The organism is Methylobacterium cerastii (genome assembly GCF_022179125.1).
In the GTDB taxonomy this organism is placed as follows: domain Bacteria; phylum Pseudomonadota; class Alphaproteobacteria; order Rhizobiales; family Beijerinckiaceae; genus Methylobacterium; species Methylobacterium cerastii.
Genome location: NZ_BPQG01000036.1, coordinates 59,770 through 75,436 on the forward strand (window position 1 = coordinate 59,770; position 15,667 = coordinate 75,436).

Below are 15,667 nucleotides of genomic sequence, written 5' to 3' on the forward strand. Positions count from 1 at the left end.
AAGCCGTGCGGCGCCGCCGCGTTCGTGGCATGCTCAGGCCCATGCGCAACGCCATTACCGACATCGCCGGCATCCGGGTCGGGCACGCCGCGGACGCACGGATCGCCAGCGGCGTCACCGCGCTGATGTTCGACCGGCCGTTCACGGCGTCCGTGGACGTCCGCGGCGGCGGGCCGGGCACCCGCGAGACCGACCTTCTCGATCCCGAGCGCACCGTGGAGGGCGTCGACGCCATTGTGCTGTCGGGCGGCTCGGCCTTCGGGCTCGACGCCGCCGCGGGCGTCGTCGCGCGGCTCGCCGAGACCGGGCGCGGCTTTCCCGTCGGCGGGATGCGGGTGCCGATCGTGCCGGGCGCGATCCTGTTCGACCTCCTCAACGGCGGCGACAAGGCGTGGGGGCGCTATCCGCCCTATCGCGAACTCGGCTACCTGGCGGCGCAAGCGGCCTCCGAGGACGTCGCGCTCGGCTCGGTCGGGGCCGGCACCGGCGCCCGCACGGCCAACCTGAAGGGCGGCCTCGGCTCGGCCTCGGCCGACATCCCCGGCACGGGCTTCCGGGTCGGCGCGCTGGCTGCGGTGAACGCCTTCGGCCGGGTGACGGTGGGTGACGGCCCGCATTTCTGGGCGGCGCCGTTCGAGCGGGGGGCCGAGTTCGGCGGCCTCGGCTGGCCCGCCGCGATGCCGGAGGGCGCCCTCGATTTCCCCGTCCGCACCCTTCCCGGCGCCGCGACGACGCTGGCGGTGGTCGCCACAAATGCGGCGCTGACCAAGGCGCAGTGCAAACGCCTCGCGGTGGCGGCGCAGGTCGGCCTCGCACGGGCGATCCACCCGGTGCACACGCCGCTCGACGGCGATGTCGTCTTTGCGGTCGCGACGGGGGCGGTGCCGCTCGCGGACCCGGTCGGCGACCTCGCGCGGCTCGGCGACATGGCGGCACAGGTGCTGGCCCGCTCGATCGCGATCGGCGTGTTCTCAGCCGCCGGCCTCGACGGGATCGGGACGCCCGGCCTCCCTCCGGCTTGGCGGGACCGGTTCGGCGCGGGCGGAACCCGAGGCTAGACGCCGAACAGGGCGAGCGCGAGCCTCAAACTTCGTCGCGGGCGTCCTGCAGCAGCTGGGCGAGTCCGGCATCGACCTCGGAGCCGAGCATGGCGCGCTCGGCGTCGGTGAGGTCGCGCGCCCATTTCGGGCCGGCGAACCCGGCGGCGCATTTTTCGCGCTCGCCCGCGATGTAGGCCTCGACCTCGTCGGGCCGGGTCCGCATCGCGTGGACCATCCCGAACCACGCCGCACGCTCGACCACCGCGAGGCGGGCGCGCAGCCGGATCATCACGGCCCGTTCGGGATCGACGGCGTCGCTCATCTGCGTCCGACTCCTAGCGCCGCGGCTCGCACCGCGTCTTCACGTAGCTGTCCTTGGCGTTGCCGAGGCCGGCGTTGGCAGCCAGCACGGGACCCTGGATCAGGCATTCCTGCAGGGTGTGGGCCGGGCCGGTCACCACGTCGAGGGCGTTCTCCCGGCTGCAATCCTGGACCTGGACCGACGAGGCGCAGATCAGGGCGACGACGACGATGGCGTTCATGGCGCGCTCCTCGGCCACGCCTTCCGGAGCGCGTGCCGGGAATGCAAGGGGCGGGACCGGAGGAAGGTTCCCGACGGGCTACCTGCGCCGATGGTCGCGCGCCCTTTACCCTTCCCGCGCGGCGAGCGCGTCGAGCAGCCCCTGCATGCCCTGCGGCAACGGCGCCGAGGCCTCGCGGGCGTAGAGCACGCGCAGCTGGCGCCCGATCTCGGCGATGCTCAAGGAGCCCTTCTCGATCACCCGGTCGGCCTGGGCCTGGAGGCTCTGGCGTTCGGCGTCGGTGATCTCCTTGGCGGTGAGCACCACCACCGGCACGTCGCCGTCCGGCCGCGCCCGCAGCGCCCGGAGGAACCCGAACCCGTCCATCTCCGGCATCATCAGGTCGAGGAGGATCAGGTTCGGGCGCTGCGCCTCGAAATGCTCCAACGCCACCCGGCCGTTCTCGGCCTCGTCGACGCCCCAGCCGTCGCGGACCAGGGTCCGGCGCAGGCGCTCGCGGGCGTCGGCGTCGTCGTCGACGACGAGGACCCGGGCCTCGACGCCCTCCGGCCGGTAGCGGTCCATCAGGCCCTTCAGCCGGTCCCAGTCGATCGGCTTGACGAAGTAGTCGGTGGCGCCGAGCGCCTGGCCGAGGCCCTGCTCGGCCACCACCGAGGTCATGATCACGGGGATGCCGGCGAGCTCGGGATCGTTGCGGACGGCGTGAAGCACCGCCCAGCCGTCCATGCGCGGCATCTCGACGTCGAGCAGGATCGCCCGCGGCTTCAGGGCCCGCGCCAGGGTCAGCCCGGCGCGCCCGTCGCTGGCGGTACGCACGCGAAAGCCCTCGCGTTCGAGGAAGCGCTGCAGCAGCTCGCGGGCCGCCGGGTCGTCGTCCACGAGCAGCACCGCGTCGTGCTCCTCGTGCGTGGACACCGGGGTGGGGATCGCGAGCTCGGCGGCGACCTGCGCCTCGTCCTCCACCGCGAGCGTCGCCGGCAGCCGCAGCGAGAAGGTCGAGCCCTCCCCCGGCACGCTGGTCACGCCGATGTCGCCGCCCATGGTGCGGCAGAAGGCGCGTGTGATGGCCAGCCCGAGGCCGGTGCCGCCGAACTGGCGCGTGGTCGACTCGTCGGCCTGGGCGAAGCGCTCGAACAGGCGCCCGATCTGCTCCTCGGTGAGCCCGATCCCGGTGTCGGTCACCGAGAATCCGAACCAGTCGGCTCCGGCCTCGCGATGGCGTGCGACCGTGAGGGTGATCGTGCCGCCCTCGGTGAACTTCGCCGCGTTGCCGATCAGGTTGAGCAGGCACTGGCGGATCTTGGTCTGGTCCTGGTGCATCGTGCCGAGGTCGTCGGCGAGATCGAGGACGAAGCGGTTGCCCTTCTTCTCGACGAGCGAGCCGGTGGCGTCGGAGACGTCCGAGATCAGGTCGGCGACCGCGAAGGTTTCGCCCGAGGCGGTCATGCGCCCGGCCTCGATCTTCGAGATATCGAGCACGTCGTTGATGAGCGAGAGCAGGTGGCGGGCCGCCGCCTCGATCTTGCGCAGGTCGGGCAGGAGGGCGGCCTGGCCGATATCCTCGAGCTCTTCGCCGAGCATCTCCGAGTAGCCGATCACCGCCGAGAGCGGGGTGCGCAGCTCGTGGCTCATGTTGGCGATGAACTGGCTCTTGGCGAGGTTGGCGGCCTCCGCCGCCTGGCGCGCCCGCTCGACCTCGGCCTCCGCTTCCTTCCGCTCGGTGACGTCGGCGTTGGAGCCGACCCATTCGCGCAACGCGCCGTCGGCGGCCAGCACCGGCACGCCGCGCACCTCCATGTCGCGCCACTGCCCGTCGTGCCGGCGCAGGCGATACTCGACGGCGTAGGGCGTGCGCGCCTCGATGCAGCCCGCCCAGACCTCGGCGGCATGCGCCCGGTCGTCGGGGTGGACCGCGTCGATCCAGCCCCAGCCCTGGAACGCCTCTTCGGACTGGCCGGTATAGGCGCTCCAGCGCGGCTGCGGCGGTAGCAGGGCGCCGGCCGCGTCGGTGTTCCAGATGACGGCGGTGGAGGCGTCGACCAGCGCCCGGAACCGCTCCTCGGATTGCAGCAGCCGGTCCTCGGCCTCCTGCTTGTGGGTGATGTCTGTGTTGGTGCCGTACCAGCGCAGGATGCGGCCGTCCGCGTCCCGGTGCGGCATCGCCTGCGACAGGAACCAGCGGAAGCTCCCGTCCCGGCCGCGCAGGGGGAAGGTGTCCTCCCATGCCGCGCCCGCGGTGATCGCGGTGCGGAAGCGTTCGGTCACCGCCTCGACGTGGTCGGGATGATGGACCGCACGCCAGCCCCAGCCGCGCATCGTCTCGAGGGTCGTGCCGGTGTAGTCGTACCAGCGCCGGTTATACCAGACGATGTCGCCCGTGGCGGTGGCGATCCAGGCGAGCTGCGGCAGCGCCTCGGCGAGGTTCTCGTAGTCGGCCTGGGTGACCGTGGCGGGCTCGGCGGGATCACGCATCGCAACACTCGGACTGGCTTCCCGTGGCAAAGGCCGGGCGCGGCCGCGTTATACACGCATCGCGCGCGGGGTCGGCGCGGCGGTTTCGCCGGGTGCGCGCTCCCGGGCCGCCCGCCCGGCGCGGAGCAGGTCGAAGGCGTAGAGCGCCAGCGCCAGCCAGATCAGCCCGAACATCGGGATCGCGTGCGGTGCCACGTGCTCGCCGTAGGCGAGGACGCTCAAGGCCAGCAGGCAGGTCGGCGCGATGTACTGCATCAGGCCGAGGGTCGCGAGGCGCAGGCGCTCGGCGGCGGCCGCGAACCAGATCAGCGGCAGCGCCGTCGTCACCCCGGTCAGCGCCAGCAGCGCGAAGTCCCGCGGGTCGGACGGCAGCACGGGCTCGGGCGAGGACAGCGCCCAGGCGAGCGCCGCCGGCGTCAGGATCAGGGTCTCGGCCAGGAACCCCACCGCCGGGTCGACGCCCACCACCTTCCGCACCAGCCCGTAGAGGGCGAAGCTGATCGCGAGTTCGAGCGCCACCAGGGGCAGCGTGCCGGCGAGCACCACGGCGATGCCGACTCCGGCCGCGGCGACGCCCACGGCGACCAGTTGCAGCGGGCGCAGCCGCTCGCGCAGGACGAGCGCGCCGAGCGCCACGCTGACCAGCGGGTTGATGTAGTAGCCGAGGCTTGCATCGAGCAGGTGGCCGCTGTTCACCGCTTGCAGGTAGAGGAGCCAGTTCACGCCGATCAGCCCGGCCGAGGCGAAGAGCAGCGCGTGCCGCGGCCGCAGCGGGAAGGGCGTGCGTACCCGGTTGCGCCACAGCAGCACCAGCAGGATCGCGAACAGGCACGACCACAGGATGCGAACCGACAGGATGTGGCTCGGAGAGAAGCCCGAGAGCAGACGGAAATGGACCGGGACGACGAGGCCCCAGCTCAGATAGGCGCCGAGCGCGTAGACGAGGCCCACGGTGTCCGTCCCGATCGCGTCCGCCGGCATCCGCTGCGGACCTGCCCCGGAGCCTTACCCTGTGCCGGCGGCGGGCGTCACGTCCGGCGGCGCAGGCCAGCCATCCGCGCCGTCAGCGCTTCGAGGGCAGGATCGGGTCGCCGCGCATCAGGGCGTTCAGGCGCTCGGTGTCGAACCCGTTCGGGATCTTCGCCGGCGCGGGCTTCACGGCCGCGACGGGTTTGGGCTGCACCGGGATCGATCCGGTCGCCGACGGTTCGGGCAGGACGATGCGGGCGACCGGGCTCGGCGCCATGTGGGCCAGCCGGTCGGCGCAGACGAACCCGATCACGAGGATCGAGGCGCCGGCCGAGACGCCGGCGGCGAGGAGACGCAGGATACGCAAGCGACGGGTTCCGACAACGCGAACGACGACGGAGCCGAGGATGGCCCAAGGCCGTTAACGAAGGGACACTCGACAGGAGATCGCATGAAACCCGAAGCGAACGCCCAGGCCACCGCCAGCGACAGCCCGTTCATCCAGGGCCGCAACGCCCGCCTCTACGGCAAGCCGATCGACGACTGCCCCTACGCCGAGGGCTCGGAGGAACGCACCGCCTGGCTGCAGGCCTACGAGGAAGCCACCGTCACGGACGCCGGTTGACCAAGAGGCTTGCGAAGGGGCTTACGAAGGAGCTTGCCGGGGGGGCTGCCGAGTCGGGCGCTTGACCTCCGCCGGGTTGCCGGGCTTCGTCGCCCGATCGCAGCCCGAACCCATGGCGACCATGTCCAAGCCTTCGTCCAAGACCGCCGAGTCGTTCGGGGTCGCGACGCGCCTCGTCCATGCTGGGCGCGATCCGTCGGCGCAGCACGGGTTCGTCAACACGCCGATCTATCGCGGCTCCACCGTGCTGTACCCGACCTACGACGACATCGTGCACCGGCGCGGGCGCTACAATTACGGCACCAGCGGCACGCCGACGATGGACGCGCTCACCGACGCGTGGACCGCGTTGGCGGGCGCGGCCGGCACGGTGGCGACGCCCTCGGGCCTGTGCGCGCTTTCCGTCGCGCTGATGGCCTCGGTCTCGGCCGGCGACCACCTGCTCGTCGCCGATTCCGCCTACCGCCCGACCCGGATCTTCTGCGACGGGCTGCTCGCCCGCTTCGGCGTCGAGACGACCTATTACGACCCGCTGGTCGGCGCCGGCATCGCGGGCCTGATGCGCGACAACACCAAGGCGGTGCTCGTCGAGGCGCCGGGCTCGCAGAGCTTCGAGATGCAGGACGTGCCGGCGATCGCCGAGGCGGTCCACGCCCGCGGCGGCACCGTCATCATGGACAACACCTGGGCGACGCCGCTGCTGTTCCCGCCCCACGAGCGCGGCGTCGACATCGCCGTCGAGGCCGGGACCAAGTACCTCAGCGGCGGCTCCGACCTGCTGCTGGGCCTGACCTCGGCCAACGCCACGCATTTCCCGGCGGTGCGGCGGACCTTCGACCAGATCGCCCCCTGCGCCGGCCCCGAGGACATGTTCCTGGCGCTCCGCGGCCTGCGCACGATGAGCCTGCGGCTGCGCGAGCACGGCCGCGCCGGCCTCGAGATGGCGCGGTGGCTCCAGGCGCGGCCGGAGGTGCTGCGCGTCCTCCATCCGGGTCTGCCAGAGGATCCCGGCCACGCGATCTGGACACGCGACTTCTCCGGCGCGTCGGGACTGTTCGGCGTCATCCTCAAGCCGGTCTCGGAGACGGCCCTTGCCGCGATGCTCGACGGCCTGGAGCTGTTCGGGATGGGCTTCTCCTGGGGCGGCTTCGAGAGCCTCGTGATCCCCTTCGACTGCAAGCCCTACCGCACGGCGACGCAGTGGGCGCCCGGCGGCCCGGCCCTGCGCTTCCACATCGGGCTCGAGGACGTCGCCGACCTGAAGGCAGACCTCGACGCGGGGTTCTCGCGGTTGCGGGCAGCGGGCTGAGGCGGCCTCACGGTACCCGCCATTCGCCCTGCCACCCCTCCCCTTCGCGCCGCCAGCCGGCGCGGCGGTGGCCGCGGCGGTCGAGGTAGAGGAAGTCGAGGGCTTCGGCGCGGACGAGCACGGCGGCGAAGTTCGGGCGGCCGGGCGGCGCTTCCGTTTCGTCGGGCAGCGCGTAGCCGCCGCCGGCCTCGATCGCGGTGCCGGGCGCGGGCGCGATGCCGTAGCAGACCCGGCTCATCGGCCGCGAGCCGTCCCAGGCCGCGTCGGCCACGGCGTCGTCGAGGTGGACGTGGGCGCTGCCCTCGATCCGGATCTGGACCTTGGCGGCGCGATCGTAGGCGTGGAGGGCGCAATGCCGCCCGGCGGCGACCTCGGCGGCCTTGTCCGAGCGGCGGTCGCAGTGGAAGCGCAGGATGCCGGTGGCGGCGTCGGCCTGCCGCAGCACCACCGTGCGGCTGCGCGGCCGCCCTGTACGGTCCAGTGTCGCGACGCTCGGCGTGTGGAACGCGCTCCGCCCGTGTGCGACTCCGTCCGCCAGCAGCCGCCACAGCTCGGCGAAGGCCGCGTCCAGGTCGGCGTGGAACGTCGGGAGCGGGTCGCGGGCATCGTCCTGTGGCATCGGGCTCCGGGCGGCGTGGGGGTTGGACGGGTCGAGACGAAACACGGGCGCAGCGCCGGATCAAGCGCGGCGTCGCCGCGTTGCGCGCGCAACGCCGAACCGGAAAAACTAGGCGGCGTGTCCTAGCGTGCCTTGACGCACCCCTATCATTTGTTACGAATCGGCATCGCGTCGGCAAGCGTCGCGCGGCTTCCGCTCTCAGAGAGACGTCGACGATATGCCGTGGATGATGGCCATGCTGTTCGGGCTGCCCTGTGCCCTCGGCTTTCTCTGCCTCTACGCCGACCGCCATCTCGCCCGGTTCTCCGACGCCCACGACGACCTGTGGACGCTGCCGCGACCGTCGTCCCTGCGGCGCTGATCGCACAGCGGTCCCCGGGACCGGTCGGCTCGAGCGGAGCGCCCGCTCAGCCGGCCTTGGTCTCGGCCGCGCGCCGGTTGCGGAAGATCAGGGCGAGGTTGCGCAGGTAGATCCCGGTCGAGAGGCCTTGGCCGATGATGATCACCGGCTCGCGGCGCACGAAGCCGTAGACCAGGGTCATGATCCCGCCGGCGATCGACAGGAACCAGAACGAGAGCGGGATCACGCTCCGGCCCGCCCGCTCGCTCGCGATCCATTGCAGGATGAAGCGCGACCCGAACACGAGCTGCGCGACGATGCCGAAGACCAGCCAGAAGTCGAACCGGGTCACGAACACGTCGTAGAAGTAGTCCGGCAGGTCTTTCGCCAACTGGATCAGCATCAGGTCCGGACCTCGGTGACGGCGGGCGTCGGCCGCTTGCGGCGGATCAGCCACCAGACGCCGGCGAGATCGAGCAGGCCGACCCAGAGCCGGTCGAACAGCCCGTAATTCGACACGCCGGTGAAGCGCGGCCGGTCGACCACGTCGCGGTGCACGATGGCGAAGCCCTCGCGGACCACGAGCGCCGGCATGAACCGGTGCAGGGCGTCGAAGTACGGCAGGCGCAGGTAGACCGCGCGGCGGAAGACCTTGAGGCCGCAGCCGGTGTCGCGGGTGGAATCGTTGAGGATCTTGCCCCGCACGCCGTTGGCGATGCGGGATTGGATCATCTTGAAGCGCCCGTCCTTGCGGCCCTTGCGCTGCCCTTGAGCGAGGCCGGCTCCCTCGCCCGCCTGCTCGAGCGCCGCCACCAGGACGGGGATGAAGGCCGGGTCGTTCTGGCCGTCGCCGTCGAGCGTCGCGACGATCGGGCCGGCCGCCGCCGAGACGCCGCTGCGCACGGCAGCCGACTGGCCGCCGCTGCGGGCGTGGCGCAGCACGCGCAGCCACGGGCGGCCCTGCCGCGCGGCCTCGAGCGCGGCCGGCGTCGCGTCGGTGGAGCCGTCGTCGACGTAGATCAGCTCGAACGGCGCCAAGCCTGCGCAGGCGGCCTCGATCTCGGCGACGAGGCCCGCGATGTTGCCGGCCTCGTTCTTCACCGGCACGACGATGCTGAGGCGGGGGGAGGTCGGGTTCATGGGGCCACCGTCTGAGCCGCGGGCGTCACCGCATAGGCGGTGAGGTCGACCCGGCGGCCGGCGTTGATGTTGAAGCCCGATACCTGCCCGACCGCCTTCGGCCCGGCGCCGCCGACGGGCCACGCGTCGGCGAAGTCGGCGGCCGAGCGCTGCTCGACGAAGACCAGGCGGCAGCCGCCGGCGTTGAGGAAGGCCAGCGCGTCGGCGCCGGTGTTCGGGGTGGCGAGGTCCGTTCCGATCAGGAACACCAGACTCGGCTCGCGGTAGCCGAGGCTTGCGACCTGCGGCCGGCACGGCAGCGCGTCGCCGATCGCGGCGAGCCGATTCGAGACCTTCAGCGCCGGGATCTCGGTCTGCGCCAGCCCGAGCACCGCGGGCGAGAGCAGGCAGGCGGAGAGGATCGCGAACACCATCGCCCGCTCCGGGCCGCCCCGCGCGTAGGCCATCCAGGCGGCGCAGGCCAGCGCACAGGCGGTTCCGAGCAGCGGCAGCGACAGCACGGGCAGCACCCGATCGAGGCGCCACGCGACCGCGACGAGGCCGATCGTCAACCCGACGGGAATCGCCGGCACGAGCAGCGCCACCGCGCGCGCGCCGCGCCGCGTCGGATCGAGGGCGCCGGCGCGCAGCGCCAGCACGGCGAGGGTCGCCACCATCGGCATCAGCGGCAGGACGTAGTGCGGGAGCTTGGTCGGCACCGCCTCGAACATCGCCCAAGCCGGGACGATCGACGCCAGCAGGAAGGCGACGGCATCGTCCCCGCGGCGGCGCCACGCGAACGGGATCGCCAGGGCGGCGAAGGCGGCGCCGGGCCAGAAGGTCGCGAAGAACACCAGCGCGTAGGTGCCCGGCGGCGCCCAGTGCTTCTCCTTGGCGCTGCCGACCTTGGCCAGCATGTCGTGGCCGACGGCTTCGGTGAAGAAGGCGCCGCCGCTGCGCCAGGCGATCGCCAGGAACCACGGCGCGACGATGAGGGCGACGATCGCGAGGCCGGACCACGGGCGCAGCGACAGGATCCAGCGGCCGGAGCGCGCCTTCCACGACAGCGCCAGCATCGGCAGGCCGACGAACAGCGGCACCATCGGGCCCTTCACCAGGATGCCGAGGGCCAGCCCGAGCCAGAACGCGAGCCGGCCTGCGGTCGAGGGCCCGGGGCCGGACCGGCCGAGCCAGGCGCGGGCGAGCGCGCCGAGCGAGGCGACCGAGCACGCGGTCAGCAGCGCGTCGGTCTTGGCGAGGTGCGCTTCGGCCGCGAGCATCAAGCAGGCGCCGAACAGGGCGCTGGCGAGGAAGGCGCCGCGGCGGGCGAGGAAGGCGAGCGCCGCCCAATAGGCCAGCAGCGCGGCGGCGGTCGCGCCGAGCAGCGAGGGGATGCGGTAGAGCGCGATCGCGGTCCGCGCCTCGGGCACGCCGAGCGCTTCGCCCGCCGCCACCGCGGCGGCCTGCGCCCAGTAGATGCCCACCGGCTTCTTGTGGCGGGCCTCGCCCTGGAAGCGGATGTCGACGCCGTCGCCGGTCTCGAGCATCTGCTTCGAGGCCTGGGCGAAGCGCGGCTCGTCCCGGTCCATCGGCTGCAGCGAGATCTGGCCGGGCAGGAAGCAGACGAGGCAGAGCGCGAGGAGCCACGCGCAGGCCCGCGCATGGCTCGCCGACACGGTGTTCAGGAGGAAGTCGCCGAACGCGAAGCCGGGGCCGGGCCGCGCGGCAAGGACGGGTCGCCCCGCGGCTTCGCTGGGGGTCATGGGCGCCGTGCGGACGGGAGGGGATAAGCCGAGAAGGCGGTCATGCGCGGCTCCGGAACCGGCAACCGGCCTCGTCGTTCGGTCGATGCCCAGACGGGCGGCGGTGTCGATGATGCGGGCGGGATTGTCAAATGCCGGCCCCGCCGCCAAAGCCGTGGGGCCGGTCACAGGATGCGGGCTACGCCCGGTCGACGCTGGCGGCGGTGATCTCGGCGATCTTGGTGGCGCCGGCCTGGCGCATGATCGTCTCGAACTCGCGTTGCAGGATGTTGAGGACCGCCTCGACGCCGGGCTGGCCGAAGGCGGCCAAGCCCCAGACGTAGGGGCGGCCGACGCAGACGGCGGTGGCGCCCAGCGCCAGCGCCTTGAGCACGTCGGTGCCGCGGCGGAAGCCGCCGTCGATCAGCACCGGCACCCGGCCGTTCACCGCCGCCACGACCTCCGGCAGCACGCCGATGGTCGATTGCAGGCTCTCCTCGGCCCGGCCCCCGTGGTTCGACACGATCAGCGCGTCGACGCCGTGGTCGAGGGCCGTCTTCGCGTCCTCCTTGGTGACGATGCCCTTGAGCACGAGCTTGCCCTTCACGATGCCGCGCAGGCGCCGCACGTAGTCCCAGGTCATGCCGGTCCCGTAGAGGTTGGTCACGCGATCGACGTCGATCCCGTCGAACATCGGCTTGCGGCTCACCTCGTTCTTGAAGCCGGGCGTGTGGCAATCGGTGCAGGTGCGGGTGTCGGTGCGGCGCTCGCGGAACAGGGTCTCGGTGTTGCGCCCGCCCTGGCGGTCCACCGTCAGCACGATGGCCGGCGCGCCGGCCTTCTCCGCGCGCTTCACCAGCGCCTCGGTCACCGCCCAGTCGTCGGTGGGGTAGAGCATGAACCAGACCGGGGCGCCGCGCTCCTTGATCACGTCCTCGATCGCCGACGACCCCACCGTCGACAGGATCATCGGGTGGCCCTTCACCCGGGCGGCCCGCGCCACCGCCAGCTCGGCGTCCGGGTGGAACGCGCCCTGGCTGCTCACCGGCGCCAGCGCAATCGGGCTCGCCCAGGTCTCGCCGAAGATCTTCACGCTCGTGTCGATCTTGCGCACGTCGATCAGCCGGCGGGCGCGGATGCGGATGTGCTCGAACCCGTCGCGGTTCGCCTTCAGGGTTTCGTCGCCGTCGACGCCGCTGGCGAGGTAGCCGTAATGGGCCGGCGGCAGCTCCTTCTTGGCTACCATCTCGAAGTCGAACACGTTGAGCGCCTGGGCCGGCGCGGCGATCAGGTCGCCGTTCATCACCGGCGCCTGCCGCAGCACGTCGTAGCTCTGGGCGAGCGCCCCCGAGGCGCCTGATTCGAGCAGCGTGGCGAGCGCGCCGACCGCCCCCGAGGCGAGGATCGGGCTGGCAGAGAAGAACTCCAGCAGCTTGCGGCGGCTGATGGCAGGATCGGTCGCGGCAGCGGGCCGGGGATGCAGGCGGTCGGACATATGATTCTCGAAAGGCCAAGTTCTACAGAGACTTGTGCTTGGCCTTCGGCGAGCTTGGCAGCAAGGCGCGCCTGCGCACGGCAGGTATGTTGCAGCGCACAAGATGCTGTTTTGTCACGGTGCGATCGCGGTGATAGGATCGGGTCTGCGGATTCGGCCGACTTGCCGAGCCGCCGAGGTGAGCGCTGGATGCCCTTTCAGATCGGATTGCTCGCCTTCCCCGGCGTTCAGCAGCTGGACCTGACGGCGCCCTACGAGGTCTTCGTCGGCGTGCCCGGCGCGGAGGTTCACCTCGTCGCCGCGAGCCTTGCGCCGGTGCGCAGCGCGACCGGGCTGATCCTGACGCCGACCACGACCTTCGCCGATTGTCCGGCCCTCGACGTGCTCTGCGTGCCCGGAGGCGTCGGCGTGAACGCGTTGATGGTGGACGACACGGCCCTCGCTTTCGTGCGCCGACAGGCCGAAGGCGCGCGCTACGTCACGTCGGTCTGCACGGGCGCGATGGTGCTCGGAGCCGCGGGCCTGCTTCACGGCGTCCGGGCGACGACCCATTGGGCCGCGCACGATCTGCTGTCCGCCTTCGGAGCGATCCCGGTGCGCGAGCGCGTGGTGCGCGACGGACGCTTCGTGACCGGCGGCGGCGTCACCGCCGGCCTCGACTTCGCCCTGACGCTCGCAGCCGAACTCGTCGGCCGTGAGCGCGCCGAGGCGATCCAGCTCGGGCACGAATACGCTCCAGCCCCGCCCTTCGACGCCGGCACGCCCGAAACCGCTTCGCCCGCCGTGCTGGCGGCGGCACGCGCGCGCATCGCCCCGAGCCGGGCCGAGCGCGAACGCATCGTCGCGGCGCTGACCGGCGTGGCCGTGACGCGAATGGAATGGGAGTAGGCCTGAGCGTCGTGTGGAAGTATCGTCGCCGCCGATATTTTTGTGTCTGAATATTTCCAAGATGTCGAGTTTCGTTTCTAGGGCGGCATCATGGATTCATCAGATATAATTCGTTACACACCGTGTATTAACGATAAAATCTCTAATCAGGGTTGGCTCGGGAGCGGTCGGTCGGCACGCCGACGTCGGTGTTCTTATCGGGCGCGGCCGTTCCCTGAAGGAGATCTACGATGAGCCTGATGGATGCGCTCTCGAACGCCATCACCGGCACATCGGCGCAATCCTTCGCGCTGAACAACATTTCCGGGAACATCGCCAACAGCACAACGGCCGGCTTCAAGAACACGGATACGAGCTTCGCCGACATGCTCGCACAGACCGAGGCCGGCACGCAGCCCGCCGGCGGCGTCGCGATCAGCACGCGGTCGAACCTCGGGCTTCAGGGCACGGTGGGATCGACCGGCATCGCGACGAACCTCGCCATCGGCGGCGACGGCTACTTCATCGTCCGGCAGAATCTCGGGACGGCATCGACGCCGAGCTTCGGGTCGGACCTCGCTTATACCCGGCGCGGCGACTTCGCGCCGGATGCCAGCGGGTATCTCGTCAACGGGACCGGGTATTACTTGTTCGCCGGATCCTCGAAGGGTGCGCCGGTCCAGATGCCGCCCACCGGCACGAGCGCGCTCTCCAGCCTGTCGGTCTCGCCCGCCGGCGCCCTCACCAGCACCCTGTCGGATGGCAGCACCCAGGCGCTCGGAACCCTGACCCTGGCCCAGTTCGGCGCGCGGGACACCCTCGCCTCGCTCGACGGCGGCGCCTTCGTGGCGACCGCGAGCACCGGGGCGCCGAGCTTCGGCCTGAACGGCGCGACCGTCACCGCCGGCTCGGTCGAGCAGTCGAACGCGAGCATCTCGGATCAGTTCTCAAAGATGATCGAGACCCAGCAGGCCTATACGTCCAACACCAAGGTCATCGGCACCGTCAACGAGATGCTGCAATCCGCCATCGCGATGTACGTCTGACGCAGCCGCGCTGATCTCAACGCGCGGTGCGGAACACCTGAAGGTCGAGGTCCCGCACCTTCTTGCGCAGGGTGTTGCGGTTGACGCCGAGCAGCTCCGCCGCACGGATCTGGTTGCCCCGGGTGGCGGCCAACGCCGCGCCGATCAGCGGGCCTTCGATCTCGCGCAGGATGCGGTGGTAGAGGCCGGGCGGCGGCAGGGTGTCCCGGTAGTTGGAGAAGTAATCCGACAGGTGGCGCTCCACCGCGCCGGACAGGGTCTCGTTGTCGGCGCCGGCCTTGCGGGCGGTGCCGTTGCCGGCCGAGGCCGGGGGGCTGAGCGGCAGCGTATCGAGCTCCGCCTCGATGACCGGGCCGGTGATGGTCTCCTGCGGGTAGAGGGCGGCCAAGCGTCGGACGAGGTTCTCGAGCTCGCGCACGTTGCCGGGCCAGCGGTAGCGCTTCAGCCGCTCCATCGCCTCGCCGTCGAGCATCTTTCGCGTCAGGCCCTCGCGCTCGACCTGGATGAAGAAGTGGCGGACGAGGTCCGGCACGTCCTCGGAGCGCTCGCGCAGCGCCGGCAGCCGCAGCGGCACCACGTTGAGCCGGAAGAACAGGTCCTCGCGAAAGATCCCCTGCTGGATCGAGATGCGCAGGTCCTTGTTGGTCGCGGCGATGATGCGGACGTTGGTCTTGATCGGCACACGGCCACCGACCGTGGTGTACTCGCCCTGCTGCAGCACGCGCAGCAGCCGGGTCTGCGCCTCCATCGGCATGTCGCCGATCTCGTCGAGGAACAGCGTGCCGCCCTCCGCCTGCTCGAAGCGGCCGGCGGAGCGCTGCAGCGCGCCGGTGAAGGCGCCCTTCTCGTGGCCGAACAGCTCCGATTCGATCAGGTCGCGGGGGATCGCGGCCATGTTGACCGGCACGAACGGCCCGGTGCGGCGGCGGCCGTAATCGTGGAGCGCGCGCGCCACCAGCTCCTTGCCGGTGCCGGATTCGCCGGTGATCATCACGGTGAGGTCGGTGGGCATCAGCCGGGCGAGCGCCCGGTAGATCTCCTGCATCGCCGGCGAGCGCCCGACGAGCGGGATGTCCTCGTTGTCGGGGGCCGAGGCGGCCGCCGCCGTACCGCGGGGCCGCGACAGCGCCCGGCCGACGATGGCGATCAGCTCCTTCAGGTCGAAGGGTTTCGGCAGGTACTCGTAGGCGCCGCGCTCGGACGCGCGGATCGCGGTCATGAAGGTGTTCTGCGCGCTCATGACGATGACCGGCAGCTCCGGCCGCACCCGCTTGATGCGCGGCAGCAGGTCGAACACGTTCTCGTCGGGCATGACCACGTCGGTGATGACGAGGTCGCCCTCCCCTTGCGCCACCCAGCGCCACAGGGTCGCGCAGTTGCCGGTGGACCGGACTTCGTAGCCGGCCCGCGACAGCGCCTGGTTCAGGACGGTGCGGATCGCGGCGTCGTCGTCCGCGACGATGATGTGGCCGTTGGGCATGA

General features: G+C 71.5%; 17 protein-coding genes. 6 read left to right on the forward strand and 11 right to left on the reverse strand.

Going from position 1 to position 15,667, the window contains the following annotated elements; genetic code table 11:
* The first annotated feature begins 41 nt into the window (after window positions 1–41).
* Window positions 42–1,058, forward strand: a complete 1,017-nt coding sequence (locus MFF13_RS12650; RefSeq protein WP_373322529.1) for a P1 family peptidase — start codon at window positions 42–44, stop codon at window positions 1,056–1,058.
* 25 nt (window positions 1,059–1,083) lie between these two features.
* Here the strand turns inward: MFF13_RS12650 and MFF13_RS12655 are convergent, their stop codons facing one another.
* The 5 genes from MFF13_RS12655 to MFF13_RS12675 all read right to left on the reverse strand — a co-directional run bounded on the left by MFF13_RS12655 (window position 1,084) and on the right by MFF13_RS12675 (window position 5,390).
* Window positions 1,084–1,362, reverse strand: a complete 279-nt coding sequence (locus tag MFF13_RS12655) for a hypothetical protein (RefSeq protein WP_147752027.1) — start codon at window positions 1,360–1,362, stop codon at window positions 1,084–1,086.
* Window positions 1,363–1,375: 13 nt separating this feature from the next.
* Entirely contained in the window at window positions 1,376–1,582 is a 207-nt protein-coding gene (locus tag MFF13_RS12660; protein WP_147752028.1) for a hypothetical protein, read from the reverse strand.
* A 105-nt stretch (window positions 1,583–1,687) separates the two neighbouring features.
* Window positions 1,688–4,054 carry a hybrid sensor histidine kinase/response regulator gene (locus MFF13_RS12665; RefSeq protein WP_238272276.1) on the reverse strand — a complete coding sequence of 789 codons (2,367 nt, stop codon included), beginning with the start codon at window positions 4,052–4,054 and terminating at the stop codon, window positions 1,688–1,690.
* Between the two features lie 48 nt (window positions 4,055–4,102).
* A complete protein-coding gene (gene rarD, locus MFF13_RS12670; protein ID WP_147765132.1) occupies window positions 4,103–5,005 on the reverse strand; it encodes an EamA family transporter RarD in 903 nt (300 codons plus the stop codon).
* Between the two features lie 112 nt (window positions 5,006–5,117).
* Window positions 5,118–5,390, reverse strand: coding sequence for a hypothetical protein (locus MFF13_RS12675; protein ID WP_238272277.1), 273 nt, complete (start codon window positions 5,388–5,390; stop codon window positions 5,118–5,120).
* 84 nt (window positions 5,391–5,474) lie between these two features.
* On the opposite strand from MFF13_RS12675, the gene MFF13_RS12680 reads away from it, so the two are divergent.
* A complete protein-coding gene (locus tag MFF13_RS12680; protein WP_187273697.1) occupies window positions 5,475–5,648 on the forward strand; it encodes a ribosome modulation factor in 174 nt (57 codons plus the stop codon).
* A gap of 121 nt (window positions 5,649–5,769) precedes the next feature.
* A complete protein-coding gene (gene metC, locus MFF13_RS12685; RefSeq protein ID WP_147762796.1) occupies window positions 5,770–6,957 on the forward strand; it encodes a cystathionine beta-lyase in 1,188 nt (395 codons plus the stop codon).
* A gap of 7 nt (window positions 6,958–6,964) precedes the next feature.
* Here the strand turns inward: metC and MFF13_RS12690 are convergent, their stop codons facing one another.
* The gene (locus tag MFF13_RS12690) at window positions 6,965–7,576 is read right to left on the reverse strand and encodes a pyridoxamine 5'-phosphate oxidase family protein (RefSeq protein WP_238272278.1); all 612 of its coding nucleotides are present in this window, start codon (window positions 7,574–7,576) and stop codon (window positions 6,965–6,967) included.
* A gap of 226 nt (window positions 7,577–7,802) precedes the next feature.
* Between MFF13_RS12690 and MFF13_RS26400 the strand changes: the two genes are divergently transcribed.
* The gene (locus MFF13_RS26400; RefSeq protein ID WP_281406034.1) at window positions 7,803–7,937 is read left to right on the forward strand and encodes a hypothetical protein; all 135 of its coding nucleotides are present in this window, start codon (window positions 7,803–7,805) and stop codon (window positions 7,935–7,937) included.
* 46 nt (window positions 7,938–7,983) lie between these two features.
* On the opposite strand, the gene MFF13_RS12695 is transcribed toward MFF13_RS26400, so the two are convergent.
* The 4 genes from MFF13_RS12695 to MFF13_RS12710 all read right to left on the reverse strand — a co-directional run bounded on the left by MFF13_RS12695 (window position 7,984) and on the right by MFF13_RS12710 (window position 12,272).
* Complete coding sequence (locus MFF13_RS12695) at window positions 7,984–8,319, reverse strand: lipid-A-disaccharide synthase N-terminal domain-containing protein (protein WP_147762798.1); 336 nt, start codon at window positions 8,317–8,319, stop codon at window positions 7,984–7,986.
* Window positions 8,319–9,056, reverse strand: a complete 738-nt coding sequence (locus tag MFF13_RS12700) for a glycosyltransferase family 2 protein (protein ID WP_147830192.1) — start codon at window positions 9,054–9,056, stop codon at window positions 8,319–8,321. The genes MFF13_RS12695 and MFF13_RS12700 overlap by 1 nt, the downstream gene beginning before the upstream one ends.
* Complete coding sequence (locus MFF13_RS12705; protein ID WP_238272279.1) at window positions 9,053–10,798, reverse strand: ArnT family glycosyltransferase; 1,746 nt, start codon at window positions 10,796–10,798, stop codon at window positions 9,053–9,055. The genes MFF13_RS12700 and MFF13_RS12705 overlap by 4 nt, the downstream gene beginning before the upstream one ends.
* A 178-nt stretch (window positions 10,799–10,976) precedes the next feature.
* Window positions 10,977–12,272, reverse strand: a complete 1,296-nt coding sequence (locus tag MFF13_RS12710) for an alpha-hydroxy acid oxidase (RefSeq protein WP_147752035.1) — start codon at window positions 12,270–12,272, stop codon at window positions 10,977–10,979.
* A 189-nt stretch (window positions 12,273–12,461) separates the two neighbouring features.
* Here MFF13_RS12710 and MFF13_RS12715 point away from each other — a divergent pair, with 189 nt between their 5' ends.
* Both MFF13_RS12715 and MFF13_RS12720 read left to right on the forward strand, forming a co-directional pair.
* Entirely contained in the window at window positions 12,462–13,160 is a 699-nt protein-coding gene (locus MFF13_RS12715) for a DJ-1/PfpI family protein (protein ID WP_147830188.1), read from the forward strand.
* A 230-nt stretch (window positions 13,161–13,390) separates the two neighbouring features.
* Window positions 13,391–14,185, forward strand: coding sequence for a flagellar hook basal-body protein (locus tag MFF13_RS12720; protein ID WP_147830186.1), 795 nt, complete (start codon window positions 13,391–13,393; stop codon window positions 14,183–14,185).
* A 16-nt stretch (window positions 14,186–14,201) separates the two neighbouring features.
* On the opposite strand, the gene ntrC is transcribed toward MFF13_RS12720, so the two are convergent.
* Window positions 14,202–15,665 carry a nitrogen regulation protein NR(I) gene (gene ntrC, locus MFF13_RS12725; RefSeq protein WP_147752036.1) on the reverse strand — a complete coding sequence of 488 codons (1,464 nt, stop codon included), beginning with the start codon at window positions 15,663–15,665 and terminating at the stop codon, window positions 14,202–14,204.
* Window positions 15,666–15,667 lie beyond the last annotated feature (2 nt).